Source organism: Amorphoplanes friuliensis DSM 7358 (assembly GCF_000494755.1).
GTDB lineage: Bacteria > Actinomycetota > Actinomycetes > Mycobacteriales > Micromonosporaceae > Actinoplanes > Actinoplanes friuliensis.
In genome coordinates this window covers 8311670-8328736 of sequence record NC_022657.1, presented here as the reverse complement: position 1 = coordinate 8328736, position 17067 = coordinate 8311670, and the positions used below count along the sequence as shown (strand labels likewise).

20 protein-coding genes are annotated in these 17067 nt (G+C 71.2%); 9 read left to right on the top strand and 11 right to left on the bottom strand.

The features are described 5' to 3' along the window. Positions 1 to 102 precede the first annotated feature (102 nt). The 3 genes from AFR_RS38380 to AFR_RS38370 all read right to left on the bottom strand — a co-directional run bounded on the left by AFR_RS38380 (position 103) and on the right by AFR_RS38370 (position 3067). Entirely contained in the window at positions 103 to 1344 is a 1242-nt protein-coding gene (locus AFR_RS38380; protein ID WP_023562227.1) for a glycoside hydrolase family 16 protein, read from the bottom strand. Positions 1345 to 1455: 111 nt separating this feature from the next. Beyond that, entirely contained in the window at positions 1456 to 2526 is a 1071-nt protein-coding gene (locus AFR_RS38375) for a carbohydrate-binding protein (protein ID WP_084298267.1), read from the bottom strand. Between the two features lie 106 nt (positions 2527 to 2632). After that, the gene (locus AFR_RS38370; RefSeq protein ID WP_438829958.1) at positions 2633 to 3067 is read right to left on the bottom strand and encodes an ATP-binding protein; all 435 of its coding nucleotides are present in this window, start codon (positions 3065 to 3067) and stop codon (positions 2633 to 2635) included. A 17-nt stretch (positions 3068 to 3084) separates the two neighbouring features. Between AFR_RS38370 and macS the strand changes: the two genes are divergently transcribed. Together macS and AFR_RS38360 are read left to right on the top strand one after the other, a co-directional pair. Continuing rightward, complete coding sequence (macS, locus tag AFR_RS38365; protein WP_023562224.1) at positions 3085 to 4221, top strand: MacS family sensor histidine kinase; 1137 nt, start codon at positions 3085 to 3087, stop codon at positions 4219 to 4221. Between the two features lie 23 nt (positions 4222 to 4244). Beyond that, the gene (locus tag AFR_RS38360; protein WP_023562223.1) at positions 4245 to 4874 is read left to right on the top strand and encodes a response regulator; all 630 of its coding nucleotides are present in this window, start codon (positions 4245 to 4247) and stop codon (positions 4872 to 4874) included. Here AFR_RS38360 and AFR_RS38355 read toward each other — a convergent pair whose 3' ends face one another. From AFR_RS38355 to aroA, 6 genes are all read right to left on the bottom strand, one after another. Next, on the bottom strand, positions 4875 to 5435 hold the full coding sequence (locus tag AFR_RS38355; RefSeq protein WP_023562222.1) for a DUF5709 domain-containing protein: 561 nt from the start codon (positions 5433 to 5435) through the stop codon (positions 4875 to 4877). It abuts the gene before it with no gap. Between the two features lie 10 nt (positions 5436 to 5445). Further along, on the bottom strand, positions 5446 to 6219 hold the full coding sequence (locus AFR_RS38350) for an ATP-binding protein (protein WP_023562221.1): 774 nt from the start codon (positions 6217 to 6219) through the stop codon (positions 5446 to 5448). A gap of 141 nt (positions 6220 to 6360) precedes the next feature. Further along, positions 6361 to 7257: a hypothetical protein gene (locus AFR_RS38345; protein WP_041841450.1), complete on the bottom strand. Its 897-nt coding sequence runs from the start codon at positions 7255 to 7257 to the stop codon at positions 6361 to 6363. A gap of 48 nt (positions 7258 to 7305) precedes the next feature. Next, positions 7306 to 8109, bottom strand: a complete 804-nt coding sequence (gene hisN / locus AFR_RS38340; RefSeq protein WP_023562219.1) for a histidinol-phosphatase — start codon at positions 8107 to 8109, stop codon at positions 7306 to 7308. A 52-nt stretch (positions 8110 to 8161) separates the two neighbouring features. After that, complete coding sequence (rsgA, locus tag AFR_RS38335; protein ID WP_084298507.1) at positions 8162 to 9244, bottom strand: ribosome small subunit-dependent GTPase A; 1083 nt, start codon at positions 9242 to 9244, stop codon at positions 8162 to 8164. After that, the gene (gene aroA / locus AFR_RS38330; RefSeq protein ID WP_041841449.1) at positions 9217 to 10509 is read right to left on the bottom strand and encodes a 3-phosphoshikimate 1-carboxyvinyltransferase; all 1293 of its coding nucleotides are present in this window, start codon (positions 10507 to 10509) and stop codon (positions 9217 to 9219) included. Before aroA ends, rsgA begins: the two co-directional genes overlap by 28 nt. A 69-nt stretch (positions 10510 to 10578) precedes the next feature. Between aroA and AFR_RS38325 the strand changes: the two genes are divergently transcribed. The 5 genes from AFR_RS38325 (at position 10579) to rsrA (ending at position 13692) form a co-directional block, all read left to right on the top strand. Continuing rightward, positions 10579 to 11268: an SOS response-associated peptidase gene (locus AFR_RS38325; protein WP_023562216.1), complete on the top strand. Its 690-nt coding sequence runs from the start codon at positions 10579 to 10581 to the stop codon at positions 11266 to 11268. Positions 11269 to 11497: 229 nt separating this feature from the next. After that, complete coding sequence (locus tag AFR_RS38320) at positions 11498 to 11893, top strand: WhiB family transcriptional regulator (protein WP_041843270.1); 396 nt, start codon at positions 11498 to 11500, stop codon at positions 11891 to 11893. 11 nt (positions 11894 to 11904) lie between these two features. Further along, positions 11905 to 12507, top strand: coding sequence for an alpha/beta hydrolase family protein (locus AFR_RS38315; protein WP_023562214.1), 603 nt, complete (start codon positions 11905 to 11907; stop codon positions 12505 to 12507). Positions 12508 to 12625: 118 nt separating this feature from the next. Further along, the gene (locus tag AFR_RS38310; RefSeq protein WP_063749660.1) at positions 12626 to 13408 is read left to right on the top strand and encodes a sigma-70 family RNA polymerase sigma factor; all 783 of its coding nucleotides are present in this window, start codon (positions 12626 to 12628) and stop codon (positions 13406 to 13408) included. Positions 13409 to 13413: 5 nt separating this feature from the next. Continuing rightward, positions 13414 to 13692 carry a mycothiol system anti-sigma-R factor gene (rsrA, locus tag AFR_RS38305; RefSeq protein ID WP_041843269.1) on the top strand — a complete coding sequence of 93 codons (279 nt, stop codon included), beginning with the start codon at positions 13414 to 13416 and terminating at the stop codon, positions 13690 to 13692. Between the two features lie 59 nt (positions 13693 to 13751). Here rsrA and AFR_RS48870 read toward each other — a convergent pair whose 3' ends face one another. After that, entirely contained in the window at positions 13752 to 13826 is a 75-nt protein-coding gene (locus AFR_RS48870; RefSeq protein WP_369814844.1) for a 50S ribosomal protein bL37, read from the bottom strand. Between the two features lie 150 nt (positions 13827 to 13976). On the opposite strand from AFR_RS48870, the gene AFR_RS38300 reads away from it, so the two are divergent. Beyond that, entirely contained in the window at positions 13977 to 14192 is a 216-nt protein-coding gene (locus AFR_RS38300) for a biotin/lipoyl-binding carrier protein (RefSeq protein WP_023562211.1), read from the top strand. On the opposite strand, the gene AFR_RS38295 is transcribed toward AFR_RS38300, so the two are convergent. After that, entirely contained in the window at positions 14182 to 15810 is a 1629-nt protein-coding gene (locus AFR_RS38295) for a tetratricopeptide repeat protein (protein ID WP_023562210.1), read from the bottom strand. The genes AFR_RS38300 and AFR_RS38295 overlap by 11 nt on opposite strands. Positions 15811 to 16006: 196 nt before the next feature. Between AFR_RS38295 and AFR_RS38290 the strand changes: the two genes are divergently transcribed. Further along, positions 16007 to 17041 (top strand): SIS domain-containing protein, encoded by a 1035-nt coding sequence (locus AFR_RS38290; protein WP_023562209.1) that lies wholly within the window; start codon positions 16007 to 16009, stop codon positions 17039 to 17041. The last annotated feature ends 26 nt before the right edge of the window (positions 17042 to 17067 follow it).

Here is a 17067-nt window from a genome sequence, read left to right as displayed (position 1 = left end):
TTCGGAGCACCGCGGGGGCGGGCACGCGAGCGGACTGTATCGATCTCGCGCAAGCGAAAGGCCGGTGGCTGGTCGCCACCGGCCTTACGCGTACGCCTGGGGTCAGGCCTTGGTCCACTTCTGGTTCGTCGTGCCGCCGCAGTCCCAGAGCTGGAGCTGGGCGCCGTTCGCGCTGTTCCAGTCCTTGATGTCGACGCACTTGTTGGCGGAGACGTTCACGAGGTCACCGGCAGCCGAGAGGGTGAAGCGCTGCACGGGGTTGCCGTTGCAGGTCACCAGCTGGATCGGGGTGCCGTTGGTCAGCGCGCCACCGGCCGGGTCCAGGCACTTGCCGAGGCCGCGCAGGGTGCCGTCGCTCTGCGGTGCCCACTTCTGGGCGGTGGAGCCGTTGCAGTCCCACAGCTGGAGCCGGGCGCCGTCGACCGCGTTGCCGCCCGGGATGTCGATGCAGCGACCGCTGAAGTTCGACTTGAGAGCCGTACCGCCGGTGGCGGGCGGCGGCGTGGTGCCACCGTCGGTCCAGGCCGAGACGCGGACGTAGTCGACGAGCATCGTCTGCGGGAACTGGGTGCTGCCGTCCGGGTAGCCGGGCCAGTTACCGCCGACCGCGACGTTCAGGATCATGAAGAAGTTGTGGTCGAAGACCCACTGGTCGCCGCCGAGGCTGGCCGGGGTGACCCGGAAGTACTCGGAGCCGTCGAGGTACCAGACGATGAGGTTCGGGGACCACTCGACCGCGTAGTTGTGGAACGCGTTGCTCAGCGGCTGGCCGATGTTGCGGTTGCCGCCGATGCCCTCGCCGCCGGAGTAGCCGGGGCCGTGCACCGTGCCGTAGAGGGTGTTCGGCTCCTTGCCGACGTTCTCCATGATGTCGATCTCGCCGGTGGCCGGCCAGTTGTTGCCGCCGAGCATCCAGAAGGCGGGCCAGATGCCCTGTCCCTTCGGAACCTTGATGCTGGCCTCGAAGCGGCCGTACCGCTGGCTGAACTTGTCCGCGGTCAGGATCCGGCCCGACGTGTACTGACAGGTGCCGTAGTGGCACTGGAGGTTCGACGGGTTCTCCTTGCGCGCCGTGATGGCGAGGTGACCCTGTCCGTCAGTCGAGACGTTGCTCGTGGAGTTGGTGTAGTACTGCTGCTCGTTGTTGCCGAAGCCGCCGCCACCGATGTCGAACTTCCACTTCGAGGCGTCGATCGGGGCGCCCGCGGCGCCGTTGAACTCGTCCTGCCAGGTGATGCCGCCGATGGCGGCATCCGCGTTGTCGTTGCGGGAGGCCGCGAAGAGGCCTCCCGTCAGGGTCACCGCGACGACAGCCGCGGCGAGGAGTATCCGGGTCTTGCGCATGGGGGATGCCCTCCGGGGGAAGAGGTTGTTAATACTTTTAGCAGTGTTTACAGATTCACCGTTACCAGTCAAGGGAGACGGGTTCCGGAACCCCCGGATAACGCCTTTTCTCTACAGCTTCTTGAAGAGACTGGGCAATGCGGTCGGCTCCCAGCCGGGCAGCGACGTGTGCGTCTCCTGAACCTGATATTCGACGCCCTTGAAGGTGACCAGCTGACCGGCGACGTAATCGGTGAACGGCGCCCAGGCCTTGGCCGCGGGAGCCGTCGTCGGCGGGGTGGTCGGCGCTGTCGTCTCAGCCGGCGGGGTCGTCGCCGGCGGGGTGGTCGGCTCGGCCGTCGGCGGCTCGCTGGTGGGAGCGGTGGTCGGCGGGGTCGTCGGCTCCGCGGGCGGCGTGGTCGGCTCGGCCGTCGGCGAGGTCGTCGGCGGCGCCTCGTCGCCGGCGGCGGCGAAGCTCACCGAGTCGACCTGCATGCGCGCCGGGAAGCCCGTGCCGGACCGGTCGGCGCCGACCGCGAGGCTCAGCGCCAGACGGAACGGCTGATCGGTGTCGAGGTTCTCCGGGGTCAGCCGGTCGATCTCCTGGCCGTCGACGGAGAGGACAACCTCACCCGGCGCCCAGTCCACCGCGTATGTGTGGAAGTCGTCGGAGAGGGGCTCGGTCAGCACGTCGAACGAGCCGAAGCTCTGCCGCCCGCTGCCGATCAGCTCGAAGGCCGGCCGCACACCCTGGCCCTCAGGCGTCTTGATGCGCGCCTCGACGTGACCGGAGGCGCCGCGCAGTGTGTCCCGGGTGACGAGCCGGGCCGACGAGAACTCGCCCCGGTCCTCGCGGCGCAGCACGATCGTCAGGTTGCCGTCGCCGTCCAGCCGGGCGTTGCGGGTGCTCTCCCGGAACTCGAGACCGTTGTCGGCCCGGTCGGTGTTCAGCACCCACTTCACCGGATCGACGGTGCTGCCCCGGCGGCCGCTGAAGTCGTCCGAGAACGCCCCTCGGGCCTCGCCGCGGTCGCGGGTGAAACGGTCGTTGGTCCCGTTGCGGTTGCGCTCCGACGCGTCGGCGGAGTCGTTGCGGGCCGGGATCCAGATGGCTGTCGCCAAACCGGCCGCGGCCACCACAAATGCGACGACGACTCGAGGGCGCAACCAGGTGGGCTGCGGCGGCGCGCTGTGTCGCGGCACGGGGGTACCTCCGGGGGCAAAGGTGCTGATGCGTCAGCAGAGACCTAAGAAGATCTGCGTCGAAACGTCAAGCGGTGATCAGTGAATTTAAAAAAAGATTCAGTTTTCAACGGCTGAAGCCGCTCGAAATGCGTATGGCCGTACCTTGAGGTCCGGTTTTGATCTCGCAGGTGTCGGTGAGCTCACCGACCAGCCAAAGACCCCAACCGCCGGGCTGATTCGGGGCCGGCCGGTGCAGATCCACAAAACCGAGACCCGCGCCTCGGTCGTCGACCTCACAGATCAGCGAATCGTCCTCGACCCACACCGTGAGGTGCCCGGTGCCACCGCCGTGACGGACCGCATTGGTCAGCAACTCGTTCACGGCCACGACGAAGTCGTCCAGCCGGTCACCGGTCAGACCCGACCCGCCGCCCCGGGCCGCGACGAGGTGCCGCAGCTCGGTGACCCGGCTGTGGTCGAACGCTTCGGAGATCAGGAGTTCCTTGCCGATGCCACCGACGGTAGGCGACGTCTGATCATTCCGCTGGGTGAGCGGCAGTATGGGATCGTCGGCACATGGCGGAATCAAGTGGGCTGCAGACCCCGCTGTGGCGTGCGATCGCCGTGTTCCGGATCGCCGCGCTGGTCTACGTGTCGGTGCTGGTGGTCCGCAACGTGGGCGCGTACGAGCGGCCGACGCTGGCCTGGCCGGTGCTCGCGGTCGTCGCCGGCTGGACGGTCTTCACGACGTACGCGTACGCCGACCCCGAACGGCGGCGGCCCCCGCTGCTGGTCGCCGACCTGCTGATCACCATGGCGGTGCTGACCACCAGCATCTGGGTCGTCGGCCGGGCCGCCCTCGAGGAGGGCCGCCCGACGCTGGCCGTGGCCTGGCACGTGGCCCCCGTCATCGCCTGGGCGGTCGCGGGTGGGCGGCGCTGGGGCATCGCGGCGGCCCTCGCGATGGGCGCCACCGACCTGGTCGTCCGGGCGCACTACGACCAGGCCGCGTTCACCGGCACGGTGCTGATGCTGATGGCGGCGACCGCGGTCGGCTACCTGGTCGGGCTGGCCGAGGTGTCCCAGCGGCGCCTCGAACGTGCCGTCCAGCTGGAGGCGACCACCCGGGAACGCGAACGGCTCGCCCGCGACATCCACGACTCGGTCCTCCAGGTGCTGGCGCTGGTCAAGCGGCGCGGCGCCGGTCTGGACGGGGAGGCCGGTGAGCTGGCCCGCCTCGCCGGTGAGCAGGAGGCCGCGCTGCGCACGCTGGTCACCGGGCGGACCGCGGAACCGGTGGACGAGCACGCCGAGGTGGACCTGATGACGTTGCTGGAGCCGTACGCGTCGGCGACGGTCTCGGTCGCGGCACCCGCCGGCGCGGTCCGGCTGCCCGCGCGGATCGCCACCGAGGTCGCCGCGGCGGTCTCGGCGGCGCTGGACAACGTGGTCCGGCACTGCGACCCGGGCACGAAGGTCTGGGTGCTGGTCGAGGACGAGCCGGAGGAGGTGACGGTGAGCGTGCGCGACGACGGCTGCGGCATCTCGCCCGAGCGGCTCGCCGAGGCCGAGGAGCAGGGCCGGCTCGGCGTGGCCCAGTCGATCCGCGGCCGGATCGCCGACGTGCACGGCACGGTCCGGATCACCTCGGCGCCCGGACAGGGCACGGAGGTCGAGCTGGCTGTCCCGCGCGTCGATAGGGTGAGCCGGTGACAGACGCACCCCGGACCCGGGTCATGGTCGTGGACGATCACCCGATGTGGCGCGAGGGCGTGAGCCGCGACCTGACCGCCGCGGGTTACGACGTGGTGGCCACGACCGGCGAGGGCCGTCAGGCCGTCCGGATCGCCGCCGCCGCCCGTCCCGACGTTGTTGTGCTCGACCTCCAGCTCCCGGACGTGTCCGGGGTCGAGGTGATCAACGGCCTGCTCGAGGCGGTGCCCGGCGTCCGGGTGCTGATGCTCTCGGCCAGCGGCGAGCAGCAGAGCGTCCTCGACGCGGTCAAGGCCGGTGCCAGCGGTTACCTGCTCAAGTCGGCCGCCCAGGCGGACTTCCTCGACGCGGTCGGGCGGACAGCTGCTGGTGACACCGTCTTCACGCCGGGCCTGGCCGGTCTGGTGCTGGGTGAGTTCCGCCGGCTGGCCGTGGAACCGGCGCCCGCGGACGGCATGACGCCGAAACTCACCGAGCGTGAGACCGAGGTGCTGCGCCTGGTGGCCAAGGGCCTGTCGTACAGGCAGATCGCCGAACGACTTGTCCTCAGCCACCGCACGGTCCAGAACCACGTCCAGAACACCCTCGGCAAGCTCCAGCTCCACAACCGCGTCGAGCTGACCCGCTACGCCATCGAGCAGGGCCTGGACTAGCTAGCGATAGTCGGGCGCGTTGGTTTCGTGCATGGCCAGCTCTTCGGCGCTGGCGCCGCCGCCGGCCGCGCCCGCGTCGTAGGCCACGCTGTCGGGGTCGTCGTCGATGCCCGAGCCCTCGTCGCTGGCCACCAGGCGGCCCACGGTCTGCGGGGAGTCGTCGTCGAGCTGGCCGTCGTCGTAGAGCGACACCGCCGAGTTCGGGTCCGAGGTCGGGCTGTCGCCCCACACGTCAGCGTCGAAGCGCTGCTGCTGGGAGTTGCCCACGGTCTCGTCGTACAGGTTGCCGTCGCCGTCGGGGTCCGGGTCGTTCGCGCCGACGTCGGGCTCTTCCTGACGCAGGTACTGGTCGACGGACTCGCCCTGACGCGCTTCCTCCGCGGTGTCGCCGAAGCGGTTGGAGCCGCCCGGGCCGACGCCGGCGAGGGCCGCCGGGTCGGGGCCGTCGGCCCAGCGGGGGCTCTCCACCGAGTCGTACGCGTTCGAGTCGTCGTCCGCGGTCTCGGGGAGGCCGGACGCCTCCGGGTCGGAGACTTCGGTCGGGTAGTCGTTGTCTCGCATGTCCCGCAATCTACCCGCGAGGATGCCCGGTCATGCCTGCCGCGGGGACTTCTGTCGGTAGCTCGTCGTCGCCGTCGAGCACGGCCCAGACGACCTTGCCGCCGGGCAGGACGAGGCTGCCCCAGCGCAGGGAGACCGAGTCGATCAGGAGCAGGCCGCGACCACCGTACGAGGTGACCGGCACCGGTTCGCCGGAGAACCGTGGCACGGTGGTGGAGTGGTCGCGGACGGCGACCGACATCGTGTCGCCGTGCCGGCCGAGCATGATCGTCATCGAGGTGCGCGCGTGCGCGACGACGTTGTTGACCATCTCGGTGACCACGATGCACGCCGAGGCGGCCAGTTCGGGGAGGTCCCAGCGGCCGCAGGCCTCGGTGACGAGCTCCCGGGAGCGGCGGGCCGCGCCCATGATCGGCTCCAGCGACACGTTGAGGAAGTGTCCGGGTGCCGGGGTGCCCAGCGCGCCGAAGGCCTCCGCCGGGCTGGGCCAGACGGGCAGTCCGCTGTCGTGCCAGGTGTCGCCGCCGGCGCCCGCGCTGATCACCACGTGGCTGCCCGGCCAGTCGGCTGTTTCGGCCGCGACACTGCCGAGCACGGTCACGGCCTTGTGCTCGCCGATCGCCAGCTCACTGACCTCGACGATCACCGCTTCGGGCTGGTCGGCCAGCACCTCGAGCAGGGCGGCGCGGACGGCCGGGGCGGTGGTGTCGTCGAGCACCCCGGTCAGCCGGACGACCGGATAGGTCTGTCCGGCGTCGATCTGATGTCGGACCTCGCTGGGCATGATCGCTCCATTGTGCATAACGCGTTTCGATCTCGCATTCCGGCGCGGAGTCGTCCCTGGTGCGAAGTTTCCGGCTATGTGCACTATTTGGGACAGAAGGGTCTGACGACGATGTACCCCGTGTCCCGGGGCTCATGCGCCTCAGCGGCCGGCGGGATGGAGACGCGCACTCCCTGTCCGCTTGTCAGCGGGCCGTGCGGTCGCGTGGTGGTGCTGCGGCTCGGCGTACCGGGTCATGGCGATGACCGACCCGAGCGTGACGACAAAACCGACCGCGGCCAGCCATTCCTTGCCCGGGTGGATGCGGTCGCCGAGCAGGAGCAGGCCCACGATCGCCGCGGGCACCGCGCCGGCGGCGTCCATCGCGGCCACTGCGGCCGTCGTCGAGCCTCGCTGCATGGCCAGGCCGAGCAGCAGCTGACCCACGATCGAGTGCGCGACCAGCAGATAGAGCAGCGGGTTGGTGCAGAAACCGCCGAACGTCTCCTCGGAGGCGAGCGGGCGGGCGGCGATGGCAGCCGCGGAGAAGGCGACGCCGGCCAGCGATCCGAGGACCACCGAGCCCATGGCGCCGTGCAGGCGTACGGCGAAGAAGCCGAGCACCGCGATGACCAGCAACGCGACCGCAAGGCCGATCACACCCGCGGCGCCGAGCGGGCGCGAGTGGGCGGGCTGGGCGGAGACCACCAGCGCGGTGATGCCGACCAGGAGCAGGGCGAGCAGGGCTATCTCGGCCTTGGGCAGACTCCACTTGAGCACCACCACGCCGAGCACCGCCGTCACCCCGAGCCCGGCCGCGACGCTGGCCTGCACCAGGAACAGCGGCAGGTCACGCCGGGCGACGAAGGCCAGCACGAACCCGAGGACCTGGCAGAACAGCCCGAGCAGATACGTACGGTGACAGGCGAGCCGCACCAGCAACTGCGGGTCGAAGGTGTGATGCACACTCGTCCGCGCGGCGGCCACGGACTGCAACAGGTTGGCCACACCGTAGGCGGCGATCATCGCGGCGAGATAGAACCAGCCCGACGACATCACCCGGCGAGAATAGACCAGCTACGGCGGGCCTTCAGGACGAACGGTGCGTCAGGCTTTTCCGCGCGCCAATCGTCCGAGGATTTCCTCGTGCAGGTGACCGTTGGTAGCGATGGCACTTCCGTCACCGGGTGCACGCTGTCCGTCGAGATCCGTGAAGGTGCCACCGGCCTCGGTGACGATCGGGATCAGCGCCGCGACGTCCCAGAGTGACAGTTCGGGCTCGACCATGATGTCGAGCGCACCCTCGGCGAGCAGCATGTACCCGTAGAAGTCGCCGTAGGCCCGGCTGCGCCACGAGTCCCGCATGATGTCCAGCATGGGCTCGAGCCGCCCGGCCTCCTCCCAGCTGTTCAGGCTGGCATAGCAGAAACTGGCGTCGCTGATCTTGCGAACGGCGGAGACGGACAGTTTGGTGGCGGACCGCTGGTGCTTGCCGGCGTAGGAGCCATGCCCGGTCGCGCCCCACCAGCGGCGGCCCAGCGCCGGTGCGGACACCAGCCCGGCGACCGGGCGCTCGCCCTCCATGAGCGCGATCAGCGTGCCCCAGATCGGCACTCCGCGGATGAAGTTCTTGGTGCCGTCGATCGGATCGATCACCCAGTGCCGGTTGCCCTGCCCGGCGGGCGGTGTCGACGCGCCGAACTCCTCGCCGATCACACCGTCGCGCGGCCGGGCCCGGGCCAGCGTCCCGCGGATCGCCTTCTCGACCGCGGTGTCCGCGTCGGAGACCGGCGTCAGGTCGGGCTTGGCCTCGACGTGCAGGTCCAGCGCCCGGAACCGCGCCATGGAGATCGAGTCGGCCGTGTCGGCGAGCAGGTGGGCGAGAGCGAGATCATCGGCATAGGCGGCCATGCCGGGCACGCTAGCGGATCACCGGCATGGTCCGGCGCGGCACGCTCGGCGGTCACACCATCTGGTCCCGCGGGTCCGGCTCACCGGCCCGCGAGCTCAACAGCCTCCGGTACGACGCCAGGCGCCGGGGGTCGGCCTTGCCCGCGGCGATCCACGCGTCGAGGGCGCAGTTGACGTCGGCGGCGGTGTGGCCGCAGTTGGGCGGGCAGTCGACCGTGCCCTCGACCAGGTCCGGGAAGCCGTGCAGCAGGCTCTCGGCGCTCACGTGCGCCAGCCCGAAGCTGCGGATGCCCGGCGTGTCGACGATCCAGCCGGGGTCGCCCTTCTTGTGGACCCGCGGCAGGCGCAGCGCCACCGCGCTGGTCGACGTGTGACGCCCCTTGCCGATCGCGCTGACCACGCCGACCGCCCGCAGCGCGTCCGGGACCAGGCGGTTGACCAGCGTGGACTTGCCGACGCCGGAGTGCCCGACCATGACGGAGATGTTCCCGGCCAGCTTGTCGCGCAGCTCGGTGAGATCGCTGTCCGGCTGGACCAGGACATACGGCAGGTCCAGCTCGGCGTAGTAGTCCAGCACCGCCGCGGGGCCGTCGAGGTCGGCCTTGGTCAGGCACAGCAGCGGCTCGATGCCCGCGTCGTACGCCGCCACCAGGCACCGGTCGATGAACCCGGTCCGTGGTGGCGGGTCGGCGAGCGCGCTGACGATGACCAGCTGGTCGGCGTTGGCCACCACGACCCGCTCGAGCCGGCCCTCGGGTGTGGTGTCGTCGTCGTCCGCGGTGCGGCGCAGCACCGAGGTGCGCTCGGAGATCCGCACGATGCGGGCGAGTGCCCCGGGCGCGCCGGTCGTGTCGCCGACCAGGGCGACCCGGTCGCCGACCACGACGGACTTGCGGCCCAGCTCCCGGGCGCGCATGGCGGTGATCAGCTCGTCCAGGTGCTCGGCGTCCTCGCGGATGCAGCCGTACCGGCCGCGGTCCACGGTGATCACCAGGGCGTCGATCGCGTCCTCGTGTTTGGGCCGGGTCCGCGTGCGTGGGCGCGAGGACCGTCCCGGCCTGATCCGGACGTCGTCCTCGTCGTACTCACGCTTGCTCGGTGACAGTGTCAGCTCCCGGTCACGAGGTCGGCCCAGAGCTCGGGGAACTCCGGGAGGGTCTTGGACGTACACGCTACGTCGGTGAGCTGCACACCCTCGACGGCGAGGCCGATCACCGCGGCGGCGTGGGCCATGCGGTGGTCGGCGTAGGTCTCGAAGACGGCCGGGCGCAGCGGGCCGGGGGTGATCTCCAGGCCGTCGGGGTGCTCCACGATGCCGGCGCCGACCTTGCCCAGCTCGGCCGCGAGGGCGGCGAGCCGGTCGGTCTCGTGGCCGCGGATGTGGGCGACACCCCGCAGCTCGGAGGGGGAGTCGGCCAGAGCCGCCAGGGCCGCGACGACCGGAGTGAGCTCGCTGACCTCCGAGAGGTCGGCGTTGATGCCGTGCAGGGCACCCGTGCCGCGCACGGTCAGGCCGTTGTCGTCCTGGGTGACCTCGGCGCCGAGGGCGGTGAGCAGCTCGGTCAGGCGGCCGACGGGCTGCCAGCTCTCCCGCGGCCAGCCCGCCAGCGTGACCGTGCCACCGGTGACCATGGCGGCCGCGAAGAACGGCGCCGCGCCGGACAGGTCGGGCTCGATGTCCCAGGTGCGCCCGTGCAGCGCGCCCGGTTCGACGGCCCAGACGTCCGGCACGCTCTCGTCGACCGAGGCGCCGGCGGCCCGCAGCATGTGGGTCGTCATGCGCAGATGCGGCGCGGACGGGACCGGCGGGCCCTCGTGCCGCAGGACCAGGCCCTTCGCGAAGCGGGGTGCGGAGAGCAGCAGCCCGGAGACGAACTGGCTGGACCCGGACGCGTCGATGACCGCCTCGCCGCCCTCGACCAGCCCGGTGCCCCGCACCACCAGCGGCAGCCCACCGGTCGGCGACGCGTCGATGACCACGCCGAGCGTGCGCAGCGCCTCGACGATCGGGCGCAGCGGGCGGTTGCGCGCGTGCGGGTCGCCGTCGAAGGTCACCGTGCCGTCGGCCAGCGCGGCGACCGGCGGTGCGAAGCGCATGATCGTGCCGGCGAGCCCCACGTCGACGCGGGCGGGCCCGCGCAGGGGGCCGGGCTCGACCCGCCACTCCTCGTCGCTCGTGGTGTCGATCGCGACGCCGAGCGCCCGCAGGCCCGCGGCCATCAGCGTGGTGTCCCGGGCGCGCAGCGGGCGGCGGACGACCGACGGGCCGTCGGCCAGCGCGCTGAGCACGAGAGCCCGCGCGGTCATCGATTTCGACCCCGGCAGGCGCACGCCGGCGCTGACCGGGGTGGTGGCGACCGGCGCGGTCCAGGGTCGAGCTTGAGCTGTCACGGCCCCCATTCTGCCGGTCGGGTACGACACCCCGCGCGGGGCAACACGAACGGCGCGAGCGGCGTAAGGTCCGTAGCCATGTGTGGGCGGTACGCGACGACGCGGAGCGAGGCCGACCTCAGCCTGCTCTTCGACGCCGTGACCGTCGCTGAGGCGCTGGGGCCGAGCTGGAACGTCGCTCCCACCGACCCCGTGCCGGTGGTCCGCCAGTCGCAGCGTCACGACGCCCGGGTTGTCGACACCGCCCGCTGGGGTCTGCTGCCGCCGTGGGCGAAGGATCCGCGGGCGGGCAGCCGCATGATCAATGCTCGCGCCGAGACCGTGGCGACCTCGCCGGCGTTCGCGCCCTCGTTCCAGCGCCGCCGCTGCCTGGTGCCGGCCGACGGCTGGTTCGAGTGGGTGCGCGACGGCGGCAAGCGCCAGGCTTACTACATGACACCGGCCGACTCGTCGGTGCTCGCCTTCGCGGGCATCTGGACGATGTGGCGCGAGGAGACGCTGACCTGCAGCGTTCTGACCACGGCGGCGCTGGGTGACCTGGCTGCCGTGCACGACCGGATGCCGCTGATCCTCCCGCGTGAGCGGTGGTCCGCTTGGCTGGCCGGCGGTGGTGACGCGCCCGCTCTGCTGGAGCCGCTGTCCCCGGCCGAGCTGGCCGCCATCGAGGTCCGCCCGGTCCGTCCCGACGTGGGTAACGTCCGCAACAACGGCCCGGAGCTCGTGACCGCCGCCGAGCCGGCCGTCGCGCCGGAGGCGACCCTCTTCTGACTGAGAAATTGATCTCCTGAGCCTGTCCGAATTGCCGTTTCGCGGCAAAACGTGAGGCACTTTTGCCCTATATGCAGGCACTTCTATCTGCAAACTTTGTTGCGAGATAGATAAGACCCTTGTTCTGATCTTCCTCCGTGCGATAGAAACCAGCGCCGGTGTGATGTCGGTCCGCACGGTGCGGACTGCCCATCACGGCTTTACCGGTACCCACGGGGGAGGTGGGCTGATGACACGTGCTCGAATGCCGCGTCCACATGAGGTCGCCATTGCCAGGCGCGACCCGCGACTGCTCAGTGCGATCGACGAACGCAGGTCCGACGAGGCCTGGAGGACCCGCGGAGCTTGCCGCTCCGTCGATCCGGAAACATTCTTCCCGGCACCCAACGAACCGTCCGAGAGCGCAGTCTCGCTCTGCGGCAGCTGTGTCGTCCAAGGGCCGTGCCTGGCCTGGGCGTTGCAGGTGGGCGATTGCCACGGTGTCTGGGGCGGGACCACACCCAGGGAACGCCGGGCGATGCTCGTCGCCTGGCGTGAACGTGTCCAGCCCGACGGCGAGGAAGTCGACGACGGACCGGACGAGGAAGATCGCCGCCTGCTCACCTTGGTGCCGATGAGCCAGTAGACATAGGAGCTGTGCACAGCTTCTCGATCGACACACCGCGCGGGCCGGCGGGGATCCGGATCACGGACCCCGCCGGCCCGTCCGTCAGTCAGCTCGTCCTCGGCCACGGCGCGGGCGGTGACGTGAACGCGCCCGACCTGACGGCGGTGCACGACATCGCCGTCGCGGCGGGGGTCCGGGTTGCTCTCGTGACCCAGCCCTACCGGCTCGCCGGCCGTCGCGCCCCTGCTCCCGCGACCCACCTCGACGACGCGTGGACAGCCGTGGTGACCGAGCTCGCCACCGCTGACCTCCCGCTGATCGTCGGCGGCCGGTCGAGCGGTGCGCGTGTCGCCTGCCGGACCGCGGCCGCCCTGGGCGCGGCCGGGGTGCTCGCGCTGGCCTTCCCCCTGCACCCGCCGGGCAAGCCGGACCGCAGCCGGGCCGGCGAACTCCCCGCCGGCATCCCCACGCTGGTGGTCAACGGCGACCGCGATCCGTTCGGCGTCCCCGAGGCGGGTGGCGCCGTCGAGGTGGCCGTACGCCCCGGAGCGGTCCACGATCTACGCCGTGACCTGCCCGGCACCGCCGCAGTCGTCCTCTCCTGGCTGGTCGCACACAGCTGGGCCCGCTGAGTCGGAATGCGGACAGCCTCCCCGCCGTTACATCACCCGGAAGCTGTACGTCGGAAGGGGTAACCAAGTGCGATCCGGAACCGGATTCGTCGAGCGTGACGGGCTGCAGGCGCGCAAGATGCAGGACCTGCTGCGCTCGCCCGAGTGGCCTGCTGCCACCCCGGCGCCCGTCCTCAAATCGGTGAGTGTCAGCACACCGGCGGTTTTTGAATCTGTTGACGGGGCACTACCCGTATCCTCGGCGGGGCGGTCGAGGGGAGACGTGCGGGTGACGCCAGCAGAGCGGACGGAACGGACCGAACGCAGCGAGAGGACCGAGGAGCGCCGGGCGCGCTTCGAGCGGGACGCGCTGCCGTTCGTCGACCAGCTGTACGCCGCGGGCCTGCGCATGACGCGCAACCCCGCGGACGCCGAGGACCTCGTGCAGGAGACCTTCCTCAAGGCCTTCTCGGCTTTCCACCAGTTCGAGGAGGGTACGAACCTCAAGGCGTGGCTCTACCGCATCCTCACGAACACCTACATCAACTCGTACCGGCGGAAGCAGCGGCAGCCTGTCCAGGCGCCGACCGAGGAGATCTCGGACTGGCAGCTCGCCTCGTCCGAGTCGCACACCTCCGCGGGCCTGCGCTCGGCCGAGACCGAGGCGCTCGACAAGCTGCCCGACAGCGACATCAAGGACGCGCTGCAGCAGCTGCCCGAGGACTTCCGCCTGGCCGTCTACCTCGCTGATGTCGAGGGTTTCTCGTACAAGGAGATCGCCGACATCATGAACACGCCGATCGGCACCGTGATGTCGCGTCTGCACCGCGGGCGGCGCAACCTGCGCAAGATGCTCGAGCAGTACGCGGCCGACCGTGGGATCACCCGTAGCTCCGGCGCGAGCGCCGCACAGGAGGCGTGAGCGACGTGAACGACGACGACCACAAGACGGACTGCAGCGTCGTGATCAGCGAGGTCTACCTGTACCTCGACCTGGAGTGCAGCGACGACCGGCGGCAGTTGATCCAGCACCACCTCGACGACTGCTCGGACTGCCTGCGGGAGTACGGCATCGAGCACGAGGTCAAGGCGCTCGTCGCCCGCTGCTGCGGCGACGAGACGGCACCGCAGGAGCTGCGCGATCGGCTCCGGGTCAAGCTCAGCGAGTACGTGGTCGAGGTGGAGACGCGGGAATACCTCCCCTGACCTCAGGCATGAAGAAGGGCCGGCAGCGTCTGCTGCCGGCCCTTCTTGTCGTCCACGGCTCAGGAGTTGGGGCGCTTGCCGTGGTTCGCAGCGCTCTTCTTCCGAGCCTTCTTCTTGCGCGACTTCTTCGCCATGGTGATCTCCGTTCGTCCTCGCGTCCAACCCGCCGATGGTAGACGGGTGGGCGGCGGCGCCCCGGCACGGCCCATATGCCCGCCCGCCCGGACCGTGATTGGATACCGTCACCGCGTCACTGCATCACCGCCCACGAGGAGGACTGCACCATGGCCGACGAGATCCGTGCCGAGATGGTGGCCAATGTGTGGAAGATCGTCGCCGCCGCCGGAGCCGAGGTCGAGGAGGGTGACACCCTGGTGATCCTCGAATCGATGAAGATGGAGATCCCGGTGCTCGCGGAGTCCGACGGGGTCGTGGCTCAGCTCGCGGTCAACGAGGGTGACGTGGTGCAGGAAGGCGACCTGATCGCCGTCATCGAGTAGTGCGGCCGGACAGCCAGCGCCGGAGGCGTCCACCGCGCCGGCGCTGACGCGGCACCAGCGGCACGGTGTATTCCTCCTCGGCCGCGACGACGGCCGCGGCGCGTTCGCGCACCTCGGCGTCCAGGCCGGGGGTCGCCAGGGCAAGCTGGGCCAGCGACCAGGCGATCGGGTGCCCGGCGGTCGCCACGTCGTCCAGCCGCCGTGTCACCAGCGTGCCCACGTCGGCGCGCGCCTCCGGGTCGATCCAGGCGCTCGTGACCAGGGCGAAGAGTGCCGCTTCGGTGATCTGGTCGGTGCCCTGGGTGGCAAGGTCCACCAGCAGGCGCCGCCGGGCCGATTCCGCCCACGGCTCGTCCGTGCGGTGGTGCAGCAGCCCCAGGCAGGCCCACACCTGCGAGCAGCGCGCCCACAGGGCCGGATCGTGCGCGGCCAGGGCCAGCCCGACCTCGTTGTCCGGGGCGGCGGGTGGCCGGGCGATCAACGCCAGCAGATCCTCCGGCTCGACCAGGACCAGACCCAGGGCCGCGTCGTACGCGGCCGGCGGATGCGGCCACAACGGGTGCGCCAGGCGATGCAGACGCTCGACGGCCTCGTCGGACGGCCGCCCCGCGACGAACGGCTCCCGCGCCGGGTCGGTGGCGGCGGCGGGCGCCGACGGCACCCGGCTCAGCCAGGGCTGATCGGCACAGCAGTCGGCCAGGTCGGCGTGCTCGTGGGTGGCATCGGGGTGATCACGCTGGAAGTCGGCCAGCCGCACCAGGTGGGCCAGGTCGCCGTCGGCGCGGTATCGCAGCCGGTGTGCGGTGTGGACGGCGCAGTCGAACTCCGGGTCCTTGGCCAGCGCCCGGTCGGCCCAGGCCAGCGCGTCGTCCAAGCGGCCGTGGTCAGCCAGGGTGCCGGCGATGTCCGCGTACACGGAGAGGTCCTCGGGGTCGTACATGACCGCGCGGCGCAGGGCGGCCAGGGACTCGGGGATGCGGCCGGCGCTCCGGTACGCGTACCCGAGCCAGATCTCGGCGAGTTTCGACGGGCGCAGCCGGGCGCCGCGGACGGCCCAGTCCACGGCCAGGGTCGCCTCACCGAGCCGGCGGGCGAGCGCTGAACCGGCACCGAGCAGCATCGCCTGCTCCGGGTGGGCCTCGACGGCGTGCCGCACCAGGGTCAGGTAGGGGCGCAGCGCGTCGCGACCGGCCTCGGGGGCGGGGTCGCCGATGGCGGTGCAGAGCTGCATCACGATCTGGGCCAGCAGGCCGGGCTCCATCCGGACGCCGAGACCGGGGTCGATGACCCACGGGACACCGGCCCAGTCGACGCCGGGGGTGTGCCCGCTGGCTGCCACGAGCAGGGGCAGACCGTCCTCGGGGCGGCCCGCGGCGGCGAGCAGGTGGGCCCGGGCGACCACGGTGCCGACAAACGCGTGCTGCTCGAGGGGGAAGAGCTCGAGGCCCCCGTCGGCGCGGGCGGCGAGGCGGCTGAGGAGCTCGTGGGTCTCCGGCAGGGTCGGCGCGTGCGCGATCGCGCCGGCCAGGTGGTCGGCGGCGTGGTGCATCTCGCCGCGTTCGAGCGCCGCGCGGGCCTGCTCGAGGTCGCGGTCGGCAGAGCGCCGGGACTCGTCCATGACCACGCCTTCCTCGCGTGGCACGCCGTGTGCCACCGACGCGAGCTTAGGCGACGAAAGTCGATATGTCAGGCCCGGATTTGCGCCTTTGCGTGCTCGAAACGTTGCGATTCAAGCCTGTTGCGTGCAAGACTGCGCACCGAATGAGCGGAAGTGCGCACGAGAGGACGATCCAGTGACTCAGCGAGGCCAGGGCATGGCGGCGGACATCGCAGAGCAGCCGGGAGGTTACGCACGGCTGCTGGAGGGAGAGCCCGCCCAGGCGATCGCAGCAGTCGCTGCGCGCGTGGCCGAGCGGCGCCCCCGGCACGTGGTGTTCGTCGGCCGGGGCACCTCCGACCACGCGGCCCTCTACGCGGCCTACCTCACCGAGATCCGTCTGGGCATCCCGGTCGGGCTCGCGTCGCCCAGCGCGATCACGCTCTACGGCGCCCGGCCTGATCTGGCCGACGCCCTCGTGGTCGGTGTCAGCCAGAGCGGTGGCTCGCCGGACCTCACCGAGGTGCTGAAGGTCGCCCGGGAGACCGGCGCCCTCACCCTCGCGGTGACGAACAACCCCGCCTCCACGCTGGCGCAGACCGCCGAGCTGTCGATCGACGTCGCCGCCGGTCACGAGCGTGCGGTCGCCGCCACCAAGACCTACACGGCCGAGCTGCTCGCCCTGCTGCTGCTGGTCGAGGGCATCCGCAACGGCGACGGCACACTGCCGGCCGAGGAGCGTACGGCGCTGGAGAAGCTGCCGCAGCTCGCCGAGGACGCCCTCAGCGACCGCGGCGCGGACGACCTGGCCCAGCGCTACCGCTTCGCGTCCCGGCTGGTCACCACCGGGCGCGGTTATGCGTACCCGACGGCACGGGAGACCGCGCTCAAGCTGATGGAGACGTCGTACCTGCCGGCGCTGGCCTTCTCCGGTGCCGACCTGCTGCACGGCCCGCTCGCCATGACCGACCCCGACGTACCCGTACTGGCCGTCGTCGGCAGCGGCCCCGGCGGGCGGTCGATGGCCGACGTGGTCACCCGCCTCGGCGAGCGCCGCGCTGACGTCGTGACCGTCGGCGCCACCGACATCCCCGGCGCCTCGGGCCGCCTGGTCGTCCCCGAGGTCGACGAGCGTTACGCCCCGCTGCTGGACATCCTGCCGCTGCAGAAGCTCGCGCTCGCCCTGGCGCTGGCCCGCGGCGAGGACCCGGACGCACCCCGAGGCCTCAACAAGGTCACCTCCACGCTCTGATCATGGGAGTCCGCGGCGTGGGCATG

What these genes read in the sequence shown, in the direction of transcription:
- AFR_RS38380 (WP_023562227.1), bottom strand. Translation starts at nt 1,344, where the DNA reads ATGCGCAAGACCCGGATACTCCTCGCCGCGGCTGTCGTCGCGGTGACC.
- macS (WP_023562224.1), top strand. Translation starts at nt 3,085, where the DNA reads ATGGCGGAATCAAGTGGGCTGCAGACCCCGCTGTGGCGTGCGATCGCC.
- AFR_RS38360 (WP_023562223.1), top strand. Translation starts at nt 4,245, where the DNA reads ATGGTCGTGGACGATCACCCGATGTGGCGCGAGGGCGTGAGCCGCGAC.
- AFR_RS38355 (WP_023562222.1), bottom strand. Translation starts at nt 5,435, where the DNA reads ATGCGAGACAACGACTACCCGACCGAAGTCTCCGACCCGGAGGCGTCC.
- AFR_RS38350 (WP_023562221.1), bottom strand. Translation starts at nt 6,219, where the DNA reads ATGCCCAGCGAGGTCCGACATCAGATCGACGCCGGACAGACCTATCCG.
- hisN (WP_023562219.1), bottom strand. Translation starts at nt 8,109, where the DNA reads ATGGCCGCCTATGCCGATGATCTCGCTCTCGCCCACCTGCTCGCCGAC.
- aroA (WP_041841449.1), bottom strand. Translation starts at nt 10,509, where the DNA reads ATGGGGGCCGTGACAGCTCAAGCTCGACCCTGGACCGCGCCGGTCGCC.
- AFR_RS38325 (WP_023562216.1), top strand. Translation starts at nt 10,579, where the DNA reads ATGTGTGGGCGGTACGCGACGACGCGGAGCGAGGCCGACCTCAGCCTG.
- AFR_RS38320 (WP_041843270.1), top strand. Translation starts at nt 11,498, where the DNA reads ATGACACGTGCTCGAATGCCGCGTCCACATGAGGTCGCCATTGCCAGG.
- AFR_RS38310 (WP_063749660.1), top strand. Translation starts at nt 12,626, where the DNA reads ATGCAGGACCTGCTGCGCTCGCCCGAGTGGCCTGCTGCCACCCCGGCG.
- AFR_RS38300 (WP_023562211.1), top strand. Translation starts at nt 13,977, where the DNA reads ATGGCCGACGAGATCCGTGCCGAGATGGTGGCCAATGTGTGGAAGATC.
- AFR_RS38295 (WP_023562210.1), bottom strand. Translation starts at nt 15,810, where the DNA reads ATGGACGAGTCCCGGCGCTCTGCCGACCGCGACCTCGAGCAGGCCCGC.
- AFR_RS38290 (WP_023562209.1), top strand. Translation starts at nt 16,007, where the DNA reads ATGGCGGCGGACATCGCAGAGCAGCCGGGAGGTTACGCACGGCTGCTG.